At 34.6% G+C, this 17,302-nt stretch carries 18 protein-coding genes and 2 tRNA genes; 8 read left to right on the top strand and 12 right to left on the bottom strand.

What is annotated here, in order from left to right:
• Positions 1-495: 495 nt before the first annotated feature.
• Together ACOQN3_RS08685 and ACOQN3_RS08690 are read right to left on the bottom strand one after the other, a co-directional pair.
• A complete protein-coding gene (locus tag ACOQN3_RS08685; protein WP_420546074.1) occupies positions 496-981 on the bottom strand; it encodes a hypothetical protein in 486 nt (161 codons plus the stop codon).
• Between the two features lie 182 nt (positions 982-1,163).
• Positions 1,164-1,237 (bottom strand) — tRNA-Thr (locus tag ACOQN3_RS08690).
• Between the two features lie 52 nt (positions 1,238-1,289).
• On the opposite strand from ACOQN3_RS08690, the gene ACOQN3_RS08695 reads away from it, so the two are divergent.
• Entirely contained in the window at positions 1,290-2,588 is a 1,299-nt protein-coding gene (locus ACOQN3_RS08695; RefSeq protein ID WP_420546075.1) for a phosphomannomutase, read from the top strand.
• The gene (thiL, locus tag ACOQN3_RS08700; protein WP_420546076.1) at positions 2,572-3,528 is read left to right on the top strand and encodes a thiamine-phosphate kinase; all 957 of its coding nucleotides are present in this window, start codon (positions 2,572-2,574) and stop codon (positions 3,526-3,528) included. Before ACOQN3_RS08695 ends, thiL begins: the two co-directional genes overlap by 17 nt.
• A gap of 2 nt (positions 3,529-3,530) precedes the next feature.
• Here thiL and ACOQN3_RS08705 read toward each other — a convergent pair whose 3' ends face one another.
• On the bottom strand, positions 3,531-3,851 hold the full coding sequence (locus ACOQN3_RS08705) for a hypothetical protein (RefSeq protein ID WP_420546077.1): 321 nt from the start codon (positions 3,849-3,851) through the stop codon (positions 3,531-3,533).
• A gap of 118 nt (positions 3,852-3,969) precedes the next feature.
• Between ACOQN3_RS08705 and ACOQN3_RS08710 the strand changes: the two genes are divergently transcribed.
• The gene (locus ACOQN3_RS08710) at positions 3,970-4,476 is read left to right on the top strand and encodes a 30S ribosomal protein S11 (protein ID WP_420546078.1); all 507 of its coding nucleotides are present in this window, start codon (positions 3,970-3,972) and stop codon (positions 4,474-4,476) included.
• On the opposite strand, the gene ACOQN3_RS08715 is transcribed toward ACOQN3_RS08710, so the two are convergent.
• The 3 genes from ACOQN3_RS08715 to ACOQN3_RS08725 are packed head-to-tail and all read right to left on the bottom strand — an operon-like array spanning position 4,473 to position 6,648.
• Positions 4,473-4,784: a hypothetical protein gene (locus ACOQN3_RS08715; protein WP_420546079.1), complete on the bottom strand. Its 312-nt coding sequence runs from the start codon at positions 4,782-4,784 to the stop codon at positions 4,473-4,475. The genes ACOQN3_RS08710 and ACOQN3_RS08715 overlap by 4 nt on opposite strands.
• Entirely contained in the window at positions 4,781-5,203 is a 423-nt protein-coding gene (locus ACOQN3_RS08720; RefSeq protein ID WP_420546080.1) for a DNA-binding protein, read from the bottom strand. Before ACOQN3_RS08720 ends, ACOQN3_RS08715 begins: the two co-directional genes overlap by 4 nt.
• Positions 5,200-6,648 (bottom strand): RtcB family protein, encoded by a 1,449-nt coding sequence (locus ACOQN3_RS08725; RefSeq protein WP_420546081.1) that lies wholly within the window; start codon positions 6,646-6,648, stop codon positions 5,200-5,202. Before ACOQN3_RS08725 ends, ACOQN3_RS08720 begins: the two co-directional genes overlap by 4 nt.
• A gap of 283 nt (positions 6,649-6,931) precedes the next feature.
• Between ACOQN3_RS08725 and purB the strand changes: the two genes are divergently transcribed.
• Positions 6,932-8,293, top strand: a complete 1,362-nt coding sequence (gene purB, locus ACOQN3_RS08730; protein ID WP_420546082.1) for an adenylosuccinate lyase — start codon at positions 6,932-6,934, stop codon at positions 8,291-8,293.
• Here purB and ACOQN3_RS08735 read toward each other — a convergent pair.
• A complete protein-coding gene (locus tag ACOQN3_RS08735) occupies positions 8,277-9,044 on the bottom strand; it encodes an asparagine synthase C-terminal domain-containing protein (protein WP_420546083.1) in 768 nt (255 codons plus the stop codon). The two genes, purB and ACOQN3_RS08735, sit on opposite strands and share 17 nt — an antisense overlap.
• 85 nt (positions 9,045-9,129) lie before the next feature.
• On the opposite strand from ACOQN3_RS08735, the gene ACOQN3_RS08740 reads away from it, so the two are divergent.
• Genes ACOQN3_RS08740 through ACOQN3_RS08750 form a run of 3 tightly spaced genes read left to right on the top strand, consistent with a single transcriptional unit; the run spans position 9,130 to position 12,623 of the window.
• Entirely contained in the window at positions 9,130-9,411 is a 282-nt protein-coding gene (locus ACOQN3_RS08740; RefSeq protein WP_420546084.1) for a 4a-hydroxytetrahydrobiopterin dehydratase, read from the top strand.
• A gap of 57 nt (positions 9,412-9,468) precedes the next feature.
• Positions 9,469-10,284, top strand: coding sequence for a 6-pyruvoyl trahydropterin synthase family protein (locus ACOQN3_RS08745; protein WP_420546085.1), 816 nt, complete (start codon positions 9,469-9,471; stop codon positions 10,282-10,284).
• 8 nt (positions 10,285-10,292) lie between these two features.
• Positions 10,293-12,623, top strand: a complete 2,331-nt coding sequence (locus tag ACOQN3_RS08750) for a valine--tRNA ligase (RefSeq protein WP_420546086.1) — start codon at positions 10,293-10,295, stop codon at positions 12,621-12,623.
• Positions 12,624-12,854: 231 nt separating this feature from the next.
• On the opposite strand, the gene ACOQN3_RS08755 is transcribed toward ACOQN3_RS08750, so the two are convergent.
• The 4 genes from ACOQN3_RS08755 to ACOQN3_RS08770 are packed head-to-tail and all read right to left on the bottom strand — an operon-like array spanning position 12,855 to position 15,760.
• Positions 12,855-13,568: a DsbA family protein gene (locus ACOQN3_RS08755; protein ID WP_420546087.1), complete on the bottom strand. Its 714-nt coding sequence runs from the start codon at positions 13,566-13,568 to the stop codon at positions 12,855-12,857.
• A gap of 54 nt (positions 13,569-13,622) precedes the next feature.
• Complete coding sequence (gene pdxT / locus ACOQN3_RS08760) at positions 13,623-14,231, bottom strand: pyridoxal 5'-phosphate synthase glutaminase subunit PdxT (RefSeq protein ID WP_420546088.1); 609 nt, start codon at positions 14,229-14,231, stop codon at positions 13,623-13,625.
• A complete protein-coding gene (gene pdxS / locus ACOQN3_RS08765; protein WP_420546089.1) occupies positions 14,228-15,196 on the bottom strand; it encodes a pyridoxal 5'-phosphate synthase lyase subunit PdxS in 969 nt (322 codons plus the stop codon). The genes pdxT and pdxS overlap by 4 nt, the downstream gene beginning before the upstream one ends.
• A gap of 30 nt (positions 15,197-15,226) precedes the next feature.
• Positions 15,227-15,760: a hypothetical protein gene (locus ACOQN3_RS08770; RefSeq protein WP_420546090.1), complete on the bottom strand. Its 534-nt coding sequence runs from the start codon at positions 15,758-15,760 to the stop codon at positions 15,227-15,229.
• A 94-nt stretch (positions 15,761-15,854) separates the two neighbouring features.
• Between ACOQN3_RS08770 and ACOQN3_RS08775 the strand changes: the two genes are divergently transcribed.
• Positions 15,855-16,007 (top strand) — tRNA-Trp (locus ACOQN3_RS08775).
• 116 nt (positions 16,008-16,123) lie between these two features.
• On the opposite strand, the gene ACOQN3_RS08780 is transcribed toward ACOQN3_RS08775, so the two are convergent.
• Positions 16,124-16,603, bottom strand: a complete 480-nt coding sequence (locus tag ACOQN3_RS08780) for an Hsp20/alpha crystallin family protein (protein ID WP_420546091.1) — start codon at positions 16,601-16,603, stop codon at positions 16,124-16,126.
• Between the last annotated feature and the right edge of the window lie 699 nt (positions 16,604-17,302).

Raw genomic sequence — 17,302 nt, forward strand, 5'->3', positions numbered from 1 at the left:
AAATAAATCATAAAAATTAAATAAATTTCCAAATAATATAAAATAATCAAATTGTCAATAAATAATTAGGTATAGACATACGTGAAAACATCAACTCAAAGACATCAAATCATATGAACTAAACGTGGCTTCAATAATCATTAGTATAAAATTCAAAAATTTATCGTTTGAGATTGCTTTATCAGTAGATTTTAAGAATTAGACCTTCTGCAATTATTAAAAATTAATACAAATGTCCCCGTTTTAATGCCGAGAAAATACAGGGACGGGCTTCTTTCGAATCGCCTTTCACGGAATTTGTTTGCTTCTGCAAGTAACATTACGTCATTATTTCTAATAAGAATTTCTAGATTTACTAGAGAAAAAAGTATCAATAGATGACATGGCCTCTATTTGAAAAGTAAAAAGAATCACCTACACTGAAAAAATTCCCATTTTATAGAAATGTAAATACAATATCAAATTCAATTGATTTTCAAAAAATTAAAACTTGGATCAATTTATCGGAGTAAATGTGTAAGATATTTGTTTATGCACTTGTCCAGCATAATACACATTTACAATATATCCTCCGTACTCTTTAAACGAAGAGTCTCTTCCCACAAATGCATATGAACCATCAAGATTTGGAGTAATCTTTGCAATTGAGATGAAATTTCCTTTTATTGAAGAGATGACAACTGAAATCTTTTGATCATCAATTAACTTGTTTACTGTTCCAAAAATCACAATATCATCTCCTGCCCGATATTCTTGTTTATTAGTATACACATTAATTTTCAAATCAAGATCTGGATCAGATGCAAGACTTTCATCATAAGGTATCAAAAGAAAATCATTATCAATGAGATATTGTAAGCTCTGCAAAAAATCACCATCAGAGATTTTATTGTCAGCCCAAAAACCTGCAGTCTCTTTTATCCAATTAGGAACATAATTTTCTTCAGCAAAAGAAACTGAAGAAGAAAACCCTATCAGCATTATCAGTAAAGATGTGTATATAGTATTGATCATCTTATAGTTTTGTACAAAATAATATTTTAGTAATATCATAAGATTTCTATAAGAATATAAAATAATTGTAAAAATAATAAACAAAATTTAATTTTTTTAATTAGATTGTTGTATGTAACATTTTTTAAAAACAGGCATCTTGTTTGTAAAGCCTTGGACGGGATCTGAACCCGCGACCTAACGCTTACGAGGCGTTCGCTCTACCAGGCTGAGCTACCAAGGCACATTTGCGTTAACTCAAAGTTTTAATAAAAAGCCTTTCCGACGTTGAATAATTGAAGAAGACAATCTCTGGAATCAGAGGAATTTTTGGTGACGACCTTAACTTAAAAGATGTTTTAGAATTCTGCAACAACTTTTCATCTCTGATAAAGTCAAAGAAATGTGTGATAGGGATGGACACAAGACCATCAGGACCCATGATGAAAGATGCAGCTATTGGTGCATTAATGAAAAATGGAATAGATGTTTTTAATTTGGGCACCGTTCCAACGCCTGTGGTTTTCAGGGAAGCAAGAAAGTACGGAGCTGGCGTAATAATTTCTTCTTCACACAACCCAATTCAATGGAACGGAATGAAATTCATAATTGATGGAAGAGGAATAAACGAAGAAGAATTGCCTCAAATAATAGAACATCAAGAAATGCCAACAACAGAATTTGGTACAACTCAAGACATTACATCAACATACATTGAAGATGCACAAAAAATTATCGGCAATATAGAAAATAATCCAGATATAGTGGTGGATATAGGTGGAGGGGCTGCAAAAGAATTTGCCCCAGAACTATTAAGAAAAATAGGATGCAATGTGCAAGTATTAAATGGAGAACTTGAGGGCTCTAGCAGAGGACCAGATCCTACAGCTGATGAACTAGCAGATTTATCGGCTGCATCAAAGAACAAAGAGATTGGTTTTGCATTTGATCTTGACGGTGATAGATTAGTAGTTGTCAGAAATGGAACGAAACAAGTTCCTGATGTAACACTTGGATTGGGCGTTGCAAAATCATTGGAACTAGGATACAAAAATTTTGTTTTGAGTATTGACACTAGCATATCTATTGAAAAATTCATCAAAGAACAAGGAGGGACGGTAAAAAGATCAAAAGTAGGAGAAGCAAATGTCATAGACCTCATGTTGAAATCAAATGCCCAAGCAGGTGGAGAAGGAAGTAGCGGAGGTTTTATTTTACCTGAATTCAATTATTGCCGAGAAGGCATACTCACAAGTGGTTTAATCGCATCAATGATGGGAGATTCAAAATTCCACGAGATTTTAGAATATATGGAAAGCTATTATCAAATTAGAGACAAAACTGCAGTAGATGCAAAACTCCACGACAAAGTGATTGATAGTGTCAAATCAAAATTTTCAAAGGAATATTCGGAGATTAACGATATGGACGGAGTAAAGTGTACAATTGATGAAGACAGTTGGGTTTTGATAAGAAAATCAAATACTGAAGACATCATCCGAGTATCAGCAGAGTCAAACGATAGTGAGAAATGTAAAAAAATCGTCAAAGATACACTGAAACTAGTAAATGAAACCTTTGAACAACTTAGATGAGACTGAGATAATTAGGATTTTTCAGAAAAATCTGGATAACAAAAAATTCCTCTCAGAAGATGTTGAAGTTTTTAATTTAGATAAATCAAAAATCATAGTAAAGACAGACACGCTTGTAGAAAGTACGGATATTCCAAATACAATGAACTTACGTGACGCTGCAAGAAAAGGTGTTATGGCATGCATAAGTGATTTTGCTGCAAAGGGAGTCAGACCACAATATGGAACAATATCCGTAAACTTACCTAGAAAAATAACTCATGCTAAAATTAATCAAATCAGCAGAGGTTTCGCAGAAGCCTCCAAAGAATATGGAATTTTCATCTCAGGAGGAGACACAAATGAAGGAAAAGAGATTGTTTTCAATGTATGTGTTTTTGGCAAGGATAAAAACATCACACCTAGAAAAGGGGCAAAGATAGGAGACTTGTTATTTGTAACAGGCCCCTTTGGATATACTCCTATAGGACTAGGCATCCTAATGAAGAAGATAAAGCCAAAAAGACAAACCAGTTTTACCAAAAAATGCACAAATGCATTTCTTAGACCCAAACCAAATTTAGATTTTGGAATAAAATGTAAAAAATATTTTTCATCATCAATGGACTCTAGTGACGGACTTTCATCGACATTAAATGAAATGGCAAATCAAAGTAAAAAGAAATTTGTTGTTAACAATATCCCTACAAAAGACGAAGTGGAAGAATTTGCAAAAAAACAAAAGATCAATTCAAAAAGTTTGATCTTTTATGGAGGAGAAGAATATGAAACAGTATTTACTGCGCCACCCAAGCATAAAAAAATAATTCAAAAAAATGCCAAAATGTTGAAGATGCCATTAATGGAGATTGGATATGTGACCAAAGGCAAGAACGTGTTTATCAAAGAAAATGGAAGACAGACACAATTGAAAGATTTAGGATGGAAACATTTCAGCTAGAATTATTCGCCAGAAAAAACGTCACGGTCTACATTGTTTGCAATACGAATTATTGAATCATGTGGAAGAACTGCAACGCACTCTGTCATCCAGACCTCATCTAATGCGAGCATTCTGTTCATGTCATCAGTGGGCATATCTTCAGGATTAGAATTAGGATGCATGGCGTAAATCTTGTAGCCTTCATTTGCAATTTGCTGACATTTTTTCTCTTGTGGAGACAAAATAATCTCATTTGAAGGAGTCAAAAGTTGAAATGCAAAAGAACCCAATAACGCAGTTACAACTGCGATCCCGATTGCAAATATCATTATAGAGACCAATAGTCTAGTTCACAATGCGTGATATATCAATAATCGACAAAAGAGCAGATAGTGTCCAAAAAATAAGCAAAAATGGAAAAATCAATGTTTTTTAAACCCCTTGAGGTGTGAGTAGTCATTGTCTGAAACCGAAGCAGAAGTTGAGCAGATTGCATCTGAAGAGGCAGAGATTTCATCTGAAGAGGTAAAATCTACAGATGAAACCGAAGTTAATGCTCAGCCAGAAGCAAAAAAAGAAGGTCCTGAAAAATGGGGAATTGCTCACATTTACAGCAGTTACAACAACACCATAATTCACATGACAGATCTTACAGGTGGAGAGACAGTTTCAATTAGTTCTGGAGGCATACACGTTAATGCTGACAGATATGAATCATCACCATTTGCTGCAATGAAAGCTGCAAACGCAGTTGTAGAATCGGCTAGAACTAAAGGATTTACAGGATTTCACATAAGAGTAAGAGCTGTAGGAGGAGTGGGCTCAAGAGTACCTGGCCCTGGAGCACAAGCAGCAATTAGAGCCTTAGCAAGAGGAGGATTCAAGATTGGAAGAATCGATGATGTTACTCCAATACCACATGACACTACAAGAAAGAAAGGCGGAAAGAGAGGAAGAAGAGTCTAGTCAACTATTTTGACTTTGACTTTACAATTTCTAGAATTAAAATAATCTTCGATAAATTTGGCAAATTTTTGTGATTGATCACTCCATCTGTATTTTTGCAACATGTCTGAAAATTCTTTTTCAATTCCAGTCTGCAGGTTTGGTTTGAATGCTAGTTTGAAAAAAGTCCAGCCAAACTTTGTAGAAGGTTCACTAATAACATATCCAGCATATTCACCAACCAAACTTTCTAGATGAGACATTGCTTTTTTTATTGCAAGTGCATCATCAGAATAATTTTTTGTTCCAATTTCCAAAACTATGCTCATTTTCTGTCTCCATCATCATCATGTAATTGATTACTTAGTTTGTCACTAAGAGAGACAAATTTTCCATCTTGTTCAACATTAATCTTGGTCGCCATTCTGACGTTTAATCCAATAGATCTGAATAATGCAAGTAACTTTCCACCGTCAAGTGTTTCTGCAATTTCACCTGATTTGATAAGTTTAGATAGTTTACCAACAACTAGTTTTGTTTCATTTGGGAACTGAGATTCAGCGTTTTCTAATACCTCAAGACCCCTAAAACCTAAAACTTTGATTAGAAAGTCTCGAGGAGTCTCAGTTGGTTTTTCATCTAATTTGCCTTCTGTTTTATTAGACTCTTGTTTTAGTGAGATATTTTTTTGCATTTCTGCTAACCGTTTTTCCATTAATCGTTTTAGCTCAGAATCGTCTTCGCTCAACCCTTTATCACACCTATAGGGACCAACTTTGCAACCTTTGTAGCAATACCTAGGTTATGAGAAACATTAACTACAGAATCAACGTCTTTGTATGCCTGAGGAGTTTCCTCCACAACACCATCACGCGTCAATGCCTTGATGAATATTCCTTTATCATTTAGGGACTTTTTTACATCATTTTCAGTGTAATTTCTCCTTGCTTTTGATCTGGACATAGTCCTGCCTGCACCATGTGCCGTAGAACCAAAACTCAAATCCATAGAATTTGGTTGGCCAAGTAATATCCAACTTGAAGTTCCCATTGAACCTGGGATTAGAACAGGTTGGCCAAGATCACGATACCTAGAAGGAATTTCAGATCTATTTGCGGGAAAAGCCCTTGTTGCACCCTTTCGATGAACTACAACATTTCTTTCTTTTCCATCAATCTTATGTTTCTCAACTTTCGCAATATTATGGGCAACATCATATACTAATTTCATGTCAAGATCTGATTCAGTTTGACCAAATACACGCTCAAAAGATTTTCTTGTCCAATGTGTGATCATCTGTCTATTGCTCCACGCAAAATTCAATGCTGCAAACATGGCTTTTCTATATGATTCTCCTTCCTCAGAAGTATTTGGAACACATGCAAGTTCTCTATCTGGCAAATCAATATCGTATTTTGTCATAGATTGTTCTGAAACACGTAAATAATCACTGCATACTTGATGTCCAAAACCTCTTGAACCACAATGAATCAAAACTGTAATAGTTCCTTCTTTGATACCCATTCGTTTCGCTGCTTCCTCATCGTGAATTTCTGCCACCTTCTGAATTTCAAGAAAATGATTTCCGGATCCTAGACTTCCTAGTTGGGGAGCTCCTCTCTTTCTTGCCTTGTCTGATACTTTGTTAGGATCAGCATTTTGAATTTGACCGTTCTCTTCACATACATCTGAATCGTCTGATGAACCAAATCCATGATCAATTGCCCAATTAACACCCTTTACCAAAACCTCATCAAGTTCAGAATGACTAAGTTTTACGGCACCTTTAGAGCCCACACCAGAAGGAATGGAGCTAAACAAATCACCAACTAGATCTTTTAGCTTCGAACGTACAGTTTGTTCATCCAGATTTGATCGAAGCAGTCGTACTCCACAATTAATATCATAACCAACACCTCCAGGACTTATCATTCCTTCTTCAGCATCCATGGCGGCAACACCGCCTACAGGAAAGCCATAGCCTTCATGACCATCAGGTAAGACTACACTATGACTCAAAATTCCAGGAATAGACGAAACATTTCGTGCCTGTAAAATCGTCCTATCAGATAACATCTTTTGTAATAGTAGTTCATCAGCATAGATCCTTACTGGTACCTTCATGCCAAGATTAGAATCAGCATCAATTTGGTATTGATTTTCTCCAATTTTTTTAGGAATAATATCAGACATTATTATTGGTAAAATTTTTGGTCAATCCAATTTAAATCAACAGAAGAATTTTAGAAAAAATACAAACCAAATCAAAATTTTTGCAATTCTAAAAATAACTAAGGCAAGATTATGAGATTACAGAAAAACAGATTAAAAGTAAATGAAAGAAAAAGGATGAAAATTTTTACCTAAATTGATTTCAAAGAACGAAAATCCTAGAATTAGGCAAATAGAACAATAATGATGTTTGAAATATTTCTATAGGAGTAGGTTTATTTTTAATGTCTAAAACACATAGTCATTGGCAATCTTACCAATTGATAGTGGACGTTATGGAACCAAACAAATGCTGGAAGTATTTAGTGAACAAAAGAAAGTTGATTATCAATTAGAAATTGAAGGTTCAGCTGCGCTAGCACAAAGTGAAATTGGATTAATTCCAAAAAAAGTGGGCAAGAATGTTTTCAAAGTAGCCACTTCGGGAAAAATTATAGCTAAAAGAATAAAACAACTAGAGGCTAAAAGTGATCATGACACTGCTGCTTTGGTAGAGGCTCTAAGTGAGAAATGTGCAAAAGACGAAAGACCATGGATTCATTATGGATTGACAAGTAATGATTTGGTAGATACTAGTAATTCAATGCAAATGAGAGATGCACTAAAGATCATAGAACCAAAAGTTGCAAAGTTAGCTCTCATATTATCTGAGAAAGCAATGTCTCATAGTAATATCCCATCAGTAGGAAGAACCCATGGTCAACATGCAAGCATCATTTCATTTGGATTAAAGTTTGCAAATTGGGCAGCAGAAATGGCAAAACACGTAGAAAGAATTGAGGAGATGAAAAAACGTATTCTAATTTGCAAAACTCTAGGAGTTGTGGGTACAGGGTCATTAATGGGTGCAAAGTCACTTGAGGTCCAAAAAAGAGTTGCAAGAAAACTCGACCTTTATCCAGCAGAAGTTACCACCCAAGTAATACCAAGAGAAAGATATGCCGAATTTATTTTTGAAGTTGCATTAATCGCTTCTACTTTGGAAAAAATTGCAGTAGAAATTAGAAACCTTCAGAGAACGGAGATAGGAGAGGTAGCCGAACAATTCAAGAAAGGTCAGATGGGAAGCAGCGCAGTACCAGTAAAAAGAAATCCAATCAAAAGTGAAAGAGTTTCTTCATTTGCAAAAATGATGCGAAGTCATGTAAATATCGCATTTGAGAATATTCCACTATGGCATGAAAGAGATTTATCAAATTCTGCCAACGAACGATTTATCATCCCAACATCTTCAATTTTGGTGGATGAAATGTTAGAAACCATCACCAGAATTGTTTCAAATCTTTTGATTAACAAGGATCGAATTGTTCAAAATCTGTACATTACAAAGGGTCAGATATTTGCTGAATTTGTTTTAGAAGCCTTGATAAAAAAAGGAGTGCCAAGATTTGTAGCATACAGAGATGTCCAAAGAGTAGCATTTGATGCAAAGGATAAAGGCATTCAATACAAAGAAGCCATTAAGAGGGACAAGGCATTTTCATCAAAATTAACAGAAAAAGAGATTGATTCGATATTTTCACCAGAAAAACACCTGGGAGCTTCACCAGCTATAATTAAAAACGTAAACAAATCCGTTCAAAAAACAGTCAAGAAGTTCGTCTGACCTTTAACAAAGTCTTGTGGATTTTTGAACCATACTGCAATGCTTTTTTTCGTTTAGTACAAGAAATTGACGGGACGTTTATCTGGCTTGCAAGTCGACGTATGATATGTTTTCTATAAAGATCATCAGAGCTATGAATTTTTTCTGACAAAGGAATAGTTTTTGCAAAAGTAATGAAATTCTCAGAAAGCAAAGGCTGAAGAATTTTCACATTAAAGTCAGATGCAACAAGATTAACTGCCTTCATCATTTCAAGTTCGTTTTCAAGTTTAGAGTTCATGACGGCAGAAATCTCGGATTCCCCACCAGAAAATGCCTCTCTATACGCATTATAACCACAAAAAAGTTCATCAATTCCATTTGCGGTCACAACAGTATGAAGGTCTAGACTTTGAGCAAGTTTTGACACGTAATAAAATGCGATACAATTTTCATTCCAAGATAGGTTTTCAGTATTAATGAGATTGTGAATTTTTTTAGAAACATCATGAAAGGTTTTTGGGTTAATTTCTAAAATATGGTGATCATAATTCAAGAACTCATTTACTTTTTTTGCAAATAATATATCATGAGATTCAGAAAATCCAATTGTCAATAAAGTAATGTCATATTTCATATCTGCACATATTTTTGAGATAAGTGTACTATCTACACCACCTGAAAAAGCAATTCCAATTCTCTCTTCTTTGACAGTATCAGAGATAGAAGTTCGAATATTTTCTAAGAGATCTTCATCATTGTTGTTTAACAATTGACACCACAGATCTATCAAAACACCACAATAATGAATTAAACGATCTAACTATTAATTTACCAGCAGATATGATACATTGACAATGATTAGACTTTCTCAAGAAGATATTGACGAAGAATTAAAAAATCTGTCAGGATGGAGAGTTTTAAACGAAAAGCTGCACAAGGAATTTCAATTTGATGATTTCAGTCAGGCATTTGGATTTATGACCAGAGCCGCCATTGAATGTGAAAAGATGAATCATCATCCAGAGTGGTTTAATGTTTACAACAGGATAACAATCGATTTGACAACTCACGATGCAGGGGGGATTACGAAAAACGATGTGAATCTAGCTAAAATCTTGAACTCTTTGGCACGATAAGAGGCAGGACTAAGCATTATAGAATTTATATTATGACTTAAAATGAGATGACTTCACATGACTTCAAATCCTACAATTCTTGATTCGGATTTTAGATATATCGATAAAAAAGGAAATCTGTTACAAACTAGGACAGAATTGACAGTAGCTCAAATGCTCGATTTCCTAGAAGAAGAATATCAGTACAATTACAAAGTTATTTTAAAAAATGGAAAAGAAGAGAATGTTGATTTTAAAACAAGCAAGGGATTGATAGAAGTAATTGACAGCGAAGAAGATATAGAAAAATACAAACAGTTCAAAGAAGATTTCCCCCAAGAAAAAATAATGGCAATTGGAAACGCAAAATATGTTGCCCAGATAAAGGAGCTACAAGATATCGTATATTATGACAAGACACCACAAACAGGGTCTATTTTCTTAGAAGATGCATCGTTCTCATTTGATTATGCACATATACTTCCACTAGTTGAAAAATGTTCCATATTACATGGTCACACATCATCTGTAATGGTAGAATTAGTCGGGCAAATGAAAAATAATTTACTTGTAGATTTTGGAGTAGCAAAAAAAATCATTAAAGAAGTGGTTAATATTTTTGATCATAAATTTTTCATTAATAAAAAATACCTAAAGAGTGAAGATGATTCCCACTACATGATAAAGTTTGAAGGACCTAAAGGAATGTTTGAATTGCAAGTTCCAAAAAATACTACATATCTTTTAGAAGGAGAAGCTACAGTTGAAAATTTGTCAAGTGAAATTATAAAACTATTAGCACCAAAAATGCCATCAAATGTAGAAGCAGTTGGAGTCTACATCTATGAAGGCTACAATAAAGGCTCACACATAATTTCAAATATTTCAAGATAACCAAAGACATGGAACCTAAGATTACAGAAAAAGCATGGAATCCAGAACTAGAGCATCAAGTTTTAAAAAAGTGGGAAGAATCAGGGCTGTATGATTTTGTTCTAAAAGAAAATAACTATACGATAGACACTCCCCCACCATACCCATCTGGGCGTCCCTGGCACATAGGTGCTGCATCTCATTATTCGCAAATTGATATGATTGCTAGAACGGCAAGAATGGCAGGAAAGAATGTCTATTTCCCCATTGGAATAGACAGAAACGGTCTTCCAGTAGAGATCTACACAGAAAAAAAACACAAAATTAGAATGCGCGAAACAGAACGAGGAAAATTTTTAGATTTGTGCAAAGAGGCCTTGGATGACTTAGAATCGGAAATGATACAGATAATGAAAAGTTTGGGGATTAGTGGCGGAATAAAGGATCATTACAGGACAGATTCAGAAGAATACAGAGCCTTAACACAAGCGACTTTTATTGACCTCTGGAAGAAAGGTCAAATCTATCTTGCAACAAGGCCAAACAACTACGATTGGGTTTCAGGCACTACAATAGCTGATGCAGAAATTACGTATCTTGATCTTTCAACAAAATTAGTATACATGAAATTCAAGGTAAAAGAAAACCCTCAACAAGAAATAGTCATAGCAAGTACAAGACCGGAGCTTCTATGTGCATGTAAGACAATAATTGTAAACGAAGAAGATGAGAGGTATACTGATCTAGTAGGACAAAAGATCGTTGTTCCAATTACAAATCAAGAAGTTGAAGTTAGAACTCATCATTCTGCCCAAAAGGAATTTGGAACGGGAGCTGTTATGGTATGTAGTTATGGTGATCAAAATGACGTTGCGTTATTTCGTGAATTAAAACTTGAGGAAGTAGTAGCAATTGGATTAGATGGTCGAATGACAGATGTTGCAGGAGATTATTCAGGATTAAAACCAAAGCAAGCAAGGACAAAAATAATTGAGGATTTAGAAGAAAGGGGATTTATCGAGAAAGTTGAAGAGATTTCTCATAGGACACCAGTTTCTGAAAGAAGTAAGAATCCAATTGAAATAATTCCAATGGAAGAATACTATCTAAAACAAATGGATTCTGTTAAAAAAATGAAAGAGTTAGGAATGCAAATTACTTTTCATCCTCAAATGCACAAACAAATTCTGATGAATTGGTTGGAGTCCATTTCGATTGACTGGCCAATATCAAGAAGAAGATACTATGGGACAGAGATTCCAATATGGTATTGCAAAGAATGTTCAGAGCCTCACGTTCCAGAACCAGGTAAATACTACAGGCCTTGGAAGGAAACATGTCCGATCAAAGAATGTTCAAAATGCAAAGGTACAGAGTTTACAGGCGAAGAAAGAACCTTTGATACTTGGATGGATTCTAGTATTTCACCACTATTTGTAACCAAATTCAACAAGGATGAAGAATTTTTCAAGAAAACATATCCAACAGCTATCAGACCTCAAGCAAAAGATATAGTTAGAACTTGGTTGTACTATACACTTCTCAGATGTGATCTTCTGACAGGTAAAAAACCATGGTCTGAGGCTTGGATAATGGGTTATGGTCTAGATGAGAAAGGAATGAAAATGAGTAAAAGTAAAGGGAATGCACTAGATCCTTTACCTGTAATTGAGAGATTAGGAGCAGACACTTTTAGGTTTTGGAGTGCAAGCGAGGTAAACCAAGGATATGATTTTAGATGTTCTGAACAAAAAATGGATTCTACCAAAAAATTTCTTAGTAAGCTTTGGAATGTATCAAGATTTTTGTCCAGTTTTGATGTTGTAGAATCTGCAAATTTGGCAGCTACAGACAAGTGGATCTTGGCAGAATTAAACAGCCTAATAACAGAATGTCAAAAAGGATATGAAAAGTATAATTTTTTCATACCAGCAATTGCCATAAGGGAATTTACTTGGAATCTTTTTGCGGCAAATTATATTGAGATGGTCAAGGCAAGAGCATACGGTATTGGTTTTTCAGATGAAGAAAAAGAAGCAGCCATATTCACTCTACATAAAGTACTATCAACTATTCTCAAACTTTTAGCTCCAATTACACCATTCATCACAGATCATTTATGGCAAACATTGTATTCAGATGATAGTATCCACAAACAAAAACAAGCAGAAATAGACCCAGAATTTTCAGATACAAAATATGACAAGTTTACAAAAGAAATAACAGAGTTTAACTCAAAAGTTTGGAATGAAAAGAAAGACAAAGGGTTATCATTAAAAGATTCTATCAAAATTACAATTCCAGATAATTTGACAATGTTCTCAAAAGACTTTGTCTCAATGCACAACATAGAAGAGTAATACAAAACAAGCACATCAAAAAATACTAGTATAATTTTATACAAGATAAAATCGGAGGATATGATGAGGTGACTTGTAAAGGAAAATGATCCTCACCACTCCTGCCTAAGCTAAAAAATTTAGTGCGTACTAATAAACTATATGCAATTCATACGATCATAGAATAAAAATATGCAATAAACAGAGATGCAATCAATATCAAAATACAGAGAAATCCAAGAGACAGAGGGATTATTTGACAAGCATTTGATCGATCACTGTTTTAAAAGTTCCAAAAGGTTGTGCTCCCGTTATTGTTTCACCTGAACCATCAGGGCCAATAATGATAAACGAAGGAGTTGATCTGGCACCAGAATCTTGAGCAATTTTCTTATTTTCATTTATGCGCTGTTCATATTTTTTTGAGTCAAGACACTCGTTAAATAAGTCTGTGTCTAAGCCAGGAATTTTTGAGGCAAGTAGTTTAACATTTTTTGAATTTGCCCACCCATCATTTTCATGACCTTGATTAGAATAAACAAAATCATGATAGAACCAGTAAAGATTCTGTTCCGCAGCACAATAACTTCCTGCATGAACCACAAAAGAATCAGGGCCAATAATGGGCAAATCAACATAAATCAAACTTGCAAGCCCAGTGTCAATGTAATTTTTTTCAATTAGAGGTTTAGTATTCTCGTTCCATCGCTTACAGAATGGGCATTGGTAATCACCAAACTCTACAATGGTTACAGGAGATGATAAATCACCTAGAACAGGAGAACCACTTCTTGTATCAAGTGAAAGTTTAGAGGATTCAGAACTATCATTAGATGAAAATGAGTCAGGATTCATCATAGATGCAATTGCAATACCAGCTACTATTACAGCAATGATTCCAATTATAGCAAATTTTGTTTTGGAGTTGCCATTAGGTAATGGTTTTTTTCTGCTTCTTTTCCCCATATTTTTTCTCAATGAAATACGTTAAAAGAAGTTATCGGACTACAATGGAAGAAATTACTTGTTCACTAGACTAAGAAAATATTTGTGCAATGATGCATCTTGAGTAAGTTCAGGATGAAATGAGGTTCCAATAACATTTCCCTGTTTAACTGCAACTATTTTATTGTCAAATTCAGACAAGATTTCAACATCGTTTCCAACTTCTGTAACAGAAGGAGATCTAATGAAAACTCCATTAAATTTTGAAATGCCTATAGAGTTTAGAGATATGTCAGATTCAAAAGACTCACCTTGACGTCCAAAAGAATTTCTTTCTAATTTTACATCAAGCACATCAAGTAAGGGTTGGTCTATTCCACCAACAATCCTATCCTTTGCAGTAGATGAAAGCAAAATCATGCCTGCACATATTCCCAAAACAGGCATACCTGCTTGAATCTTATCTTTAATAATTTTCATGGAGCCATTGACAAGAGATAACTGTCCAATAGTAGTACTTTCACCTCCAGGAATTATCAATCCATCTAATTTTTCAATGTCATCAGGAGTTTTTACTTCAATAACATTTGCATTTATTCCAGATTCCTCAATGGCTTTTTTCACAGAGAGAAGATTTTCTCTAACATCTCCTTGTATAGCTAATACTCCAACACTAAGACTCATGCAGCACCACCACGGTCTTGCATTCGCAATTCCAATGTTTTAACATCTAATCCCAACATAGATTGTCGTTCGTCAATCATTCTTTGCGCTTCTTTAACTTTAGAAGGTTCATTCCAAAACGTAGTAGCTAAAACAATAGCACGAGCTCTTTCTTTTGCATCATCAGAATTAAAAATTCCAGAACCGACAAAGATTCCATCACAGCCTAAAGACATGAGGTATGCAGCATCAGCAGGAGTTGCAATTCCACCTGCTGCAAAATTTACTACAGGAAGTCTGCCAAGTTTTGCCGTTTTCTCTACAATGTCATATGATACTTTGAATTCTCTTGCCATACGAACCAAATCTTGATTGTCACCAGAATCATAAATTGCCTTAATAGATCTAAGTTCATCATTTACTTTTTTTATATGAGTAATTGCCTCTGCAACATTGCCCGTACCAGGTTCACCTTTTGTTCTTATCATAGCAGCACCTTCTTCAATTCTTCTTAATGCTTCTGCCAAGGACCTAGCACCATTAACAAAAGGAGTAGTAAAATCCCACTTCCAAATATGTCGAAATTCATCAGCAGGTGTCAACACTTCAGATTCATCTATCATATCAACATCAGTTTCCTGAAGTACTAGTGCCTCGTTGACATGACCAATTCTACATTTTGCCATAACTGGAATTGTGACCGAATCCATTATATCTTCAATTATTTTGATGCTTGCCGTTCGTGCCACACCACCTGCCTTTCTAACTTCAGAGGGAAGTTTATCTAAAACCATTACAGAAACTGCTCCGGCATCCTCAGCAATTTGAGCCTGTTCAACAGTTGTTACGTCCATCACCACACCATTTTTCAACATGTGTGCAAATCCACGTTTAAGCGTCGAAGAGCCACGTATGATATCAGATGAGTTTAATTTTTCCGGAAGTATCCCTTTTGCATCAAGACGTTCTCCAGACAGAGGAAGCATGATCTAAAAGTTACTAGAGACTATTTGTACCTATTCAATAATTTCTGATATTATATCATCAAGTTCTGATTCTACCATCGTGATTATAGGAGGAATAAAACCAGTTGTGGCATTTTGTTCAGGCCAATGGATTTGGTTTTCTCGTCCGTTTAGTGTTACCTTAACATTTGACTTTTGATACTCAGTTACATCTTCCATTACGGGAAAGGATTCAGATGGGACTGCCATAAATCCAGTTTCTTTGATCAGAGCTTTGATTTTGTCAAGTTTGTTTTCATCTAGTTTAGATGTAATATCTGGATGGAGATATCCCTGTTCCGTAAGTGAGTATTTCAATTCTCCATCGTTTTTGATAAATAAGATTTCAGTTTTTTGAGATCCAGTTCTTTCGGTAACACCGTAAGAAATTTTCTTTAGTTGATGTTTTGTATATTCAATTTCTAATCGATCCAAGGAATTAGCCGCAGAAATTGGAATTTCATTTTTTGTAATCATAGGAACAGAAATCAAAAGCGCAACAATTACAGGGATTGCGCCTATTGCTAAATAAAACGGTCTTACCATGATGCCTTTCCTAACAACTGTAATTTCTTGTTTATAGCAAATAAATCTTAGTCAAAAGTAACTTAAAATTCAAGTCCATTTTATTTCTGTTTGTGGGGTCGTAGCCTAGCCTGGTAGGGCGACAGTGTCTACGAATAGATCACCGCTAAGGGCTCCAGAGGTAAACTAAGCTAAACTGACTCACGGATGATGTAAGTTTGGAGCTGTAGTGACCCGTAGGTCGCCGGTTCGATTCCGGTCGGCCCCACGTTCCTATCAGATTTACAGATTTGCTTAGAATTTTTTAAAAGTAATATTGAATTTGTTTTCTGTATATGTTAGATTAAATGACAAATCGAATATTTCAAAAATTAAAAAAAGAAATTATTGAACAGTAACTGATCTCTTTTTTGATTTTGGTGTGGGTTTTACCTTCGGAAGGATAACTTCTAAGACTCCGTCAGTCAATTTTGATTTGACCTTTTCTGGAATTATCTTTTCAGGAAGTGGAAGAATTCTAGAATATGCTACTTGGCTTCGCTCTTTTCTAAGATAATTTTTCTTCTTCTCTTCGGATTCTTCTTTATGTTCTGCATGAATTTCCATTGCACTATCAGTTACATTCAGATGTATTTCCTTCTTTGAGATTCCAGGCAAGTTCACCTTTACACTCAGTTGTTTGCCTTCATCAATTACATCACATTCTGTCCCTTGTAATTTTGAAAGAGATGGCAATTCAATTCTAGGGAAAGAAGTGAATGATTTTTCCAAATCTCTTCTAAAATTCTCAAAAACCCTATCAAATTCAGAAAAAGGCGATGTTGAAGAAGGAGTTGTAGTTTTTTTGGCTAGCTTTGTTGCCATGATTCATGGAAGAATATTAGATTTATCAAGATGCTGTAGATTTTCATTTTTGAAAATTAAAAGATAATTTATTGATAATAATTTTCCATAAGCAGGAACAACAGTAGAGTTTGATGCAATTTCTACCATCACAGAAATCTCGTTTTTAAAGAATGGGTTTTTTGGTAAAGTTAACTTTTATCTTTTGAAGAACTCTTTAACCGTAGTAATAGAATATGTTTAATTACATTTTCTTTATTGTTGAAGAATTTCATTTTTTAATTATTCCATATTAAAATAGATCACATATTTTCAAATATGATATCTTTGGATTTATTTAATTAGAAAAAACTCTGATTTTATTTTATGCGAGATGATAAATTTTGTCATTGTGGTTCATGTGGACATGAAAGAGTAGAAGAATGTTATCCAAAACAATGCAGTTGTTGTTTAAGTGATCATCAAGGTGCTTTTGGAAAAAATAGATGATTGTAAATTCCAACATCACAACTAAAACCAAAGAATCATCAAACATATCTTTTGGATTAAGGTATAGATCTACACCTCTAGAGCAGGAGGTATTTTTAGAATATTTTGTGTTTGATTGTTCTTATTATTAGGCGTGGTACTCTTTTGCACGAATTTATGATACTATTTTCAGAATATGTACTAAAATATTTGGAATACCTTTCTTGATCTTCAAACTTGCACCCAGAATTG

Origin of the sequence: Candidatus Nitrosopumilus sp. (genome assembly GCF_965223225.1) — an archaeon.
In the GTDB taxonomy this organism is placed as follows: domain Archaea; phylum Thermoproteota; class Nitrososphaeria; order Nitrososphaerales; family Nitrosopumilaceae; genus Nitrosopumilus.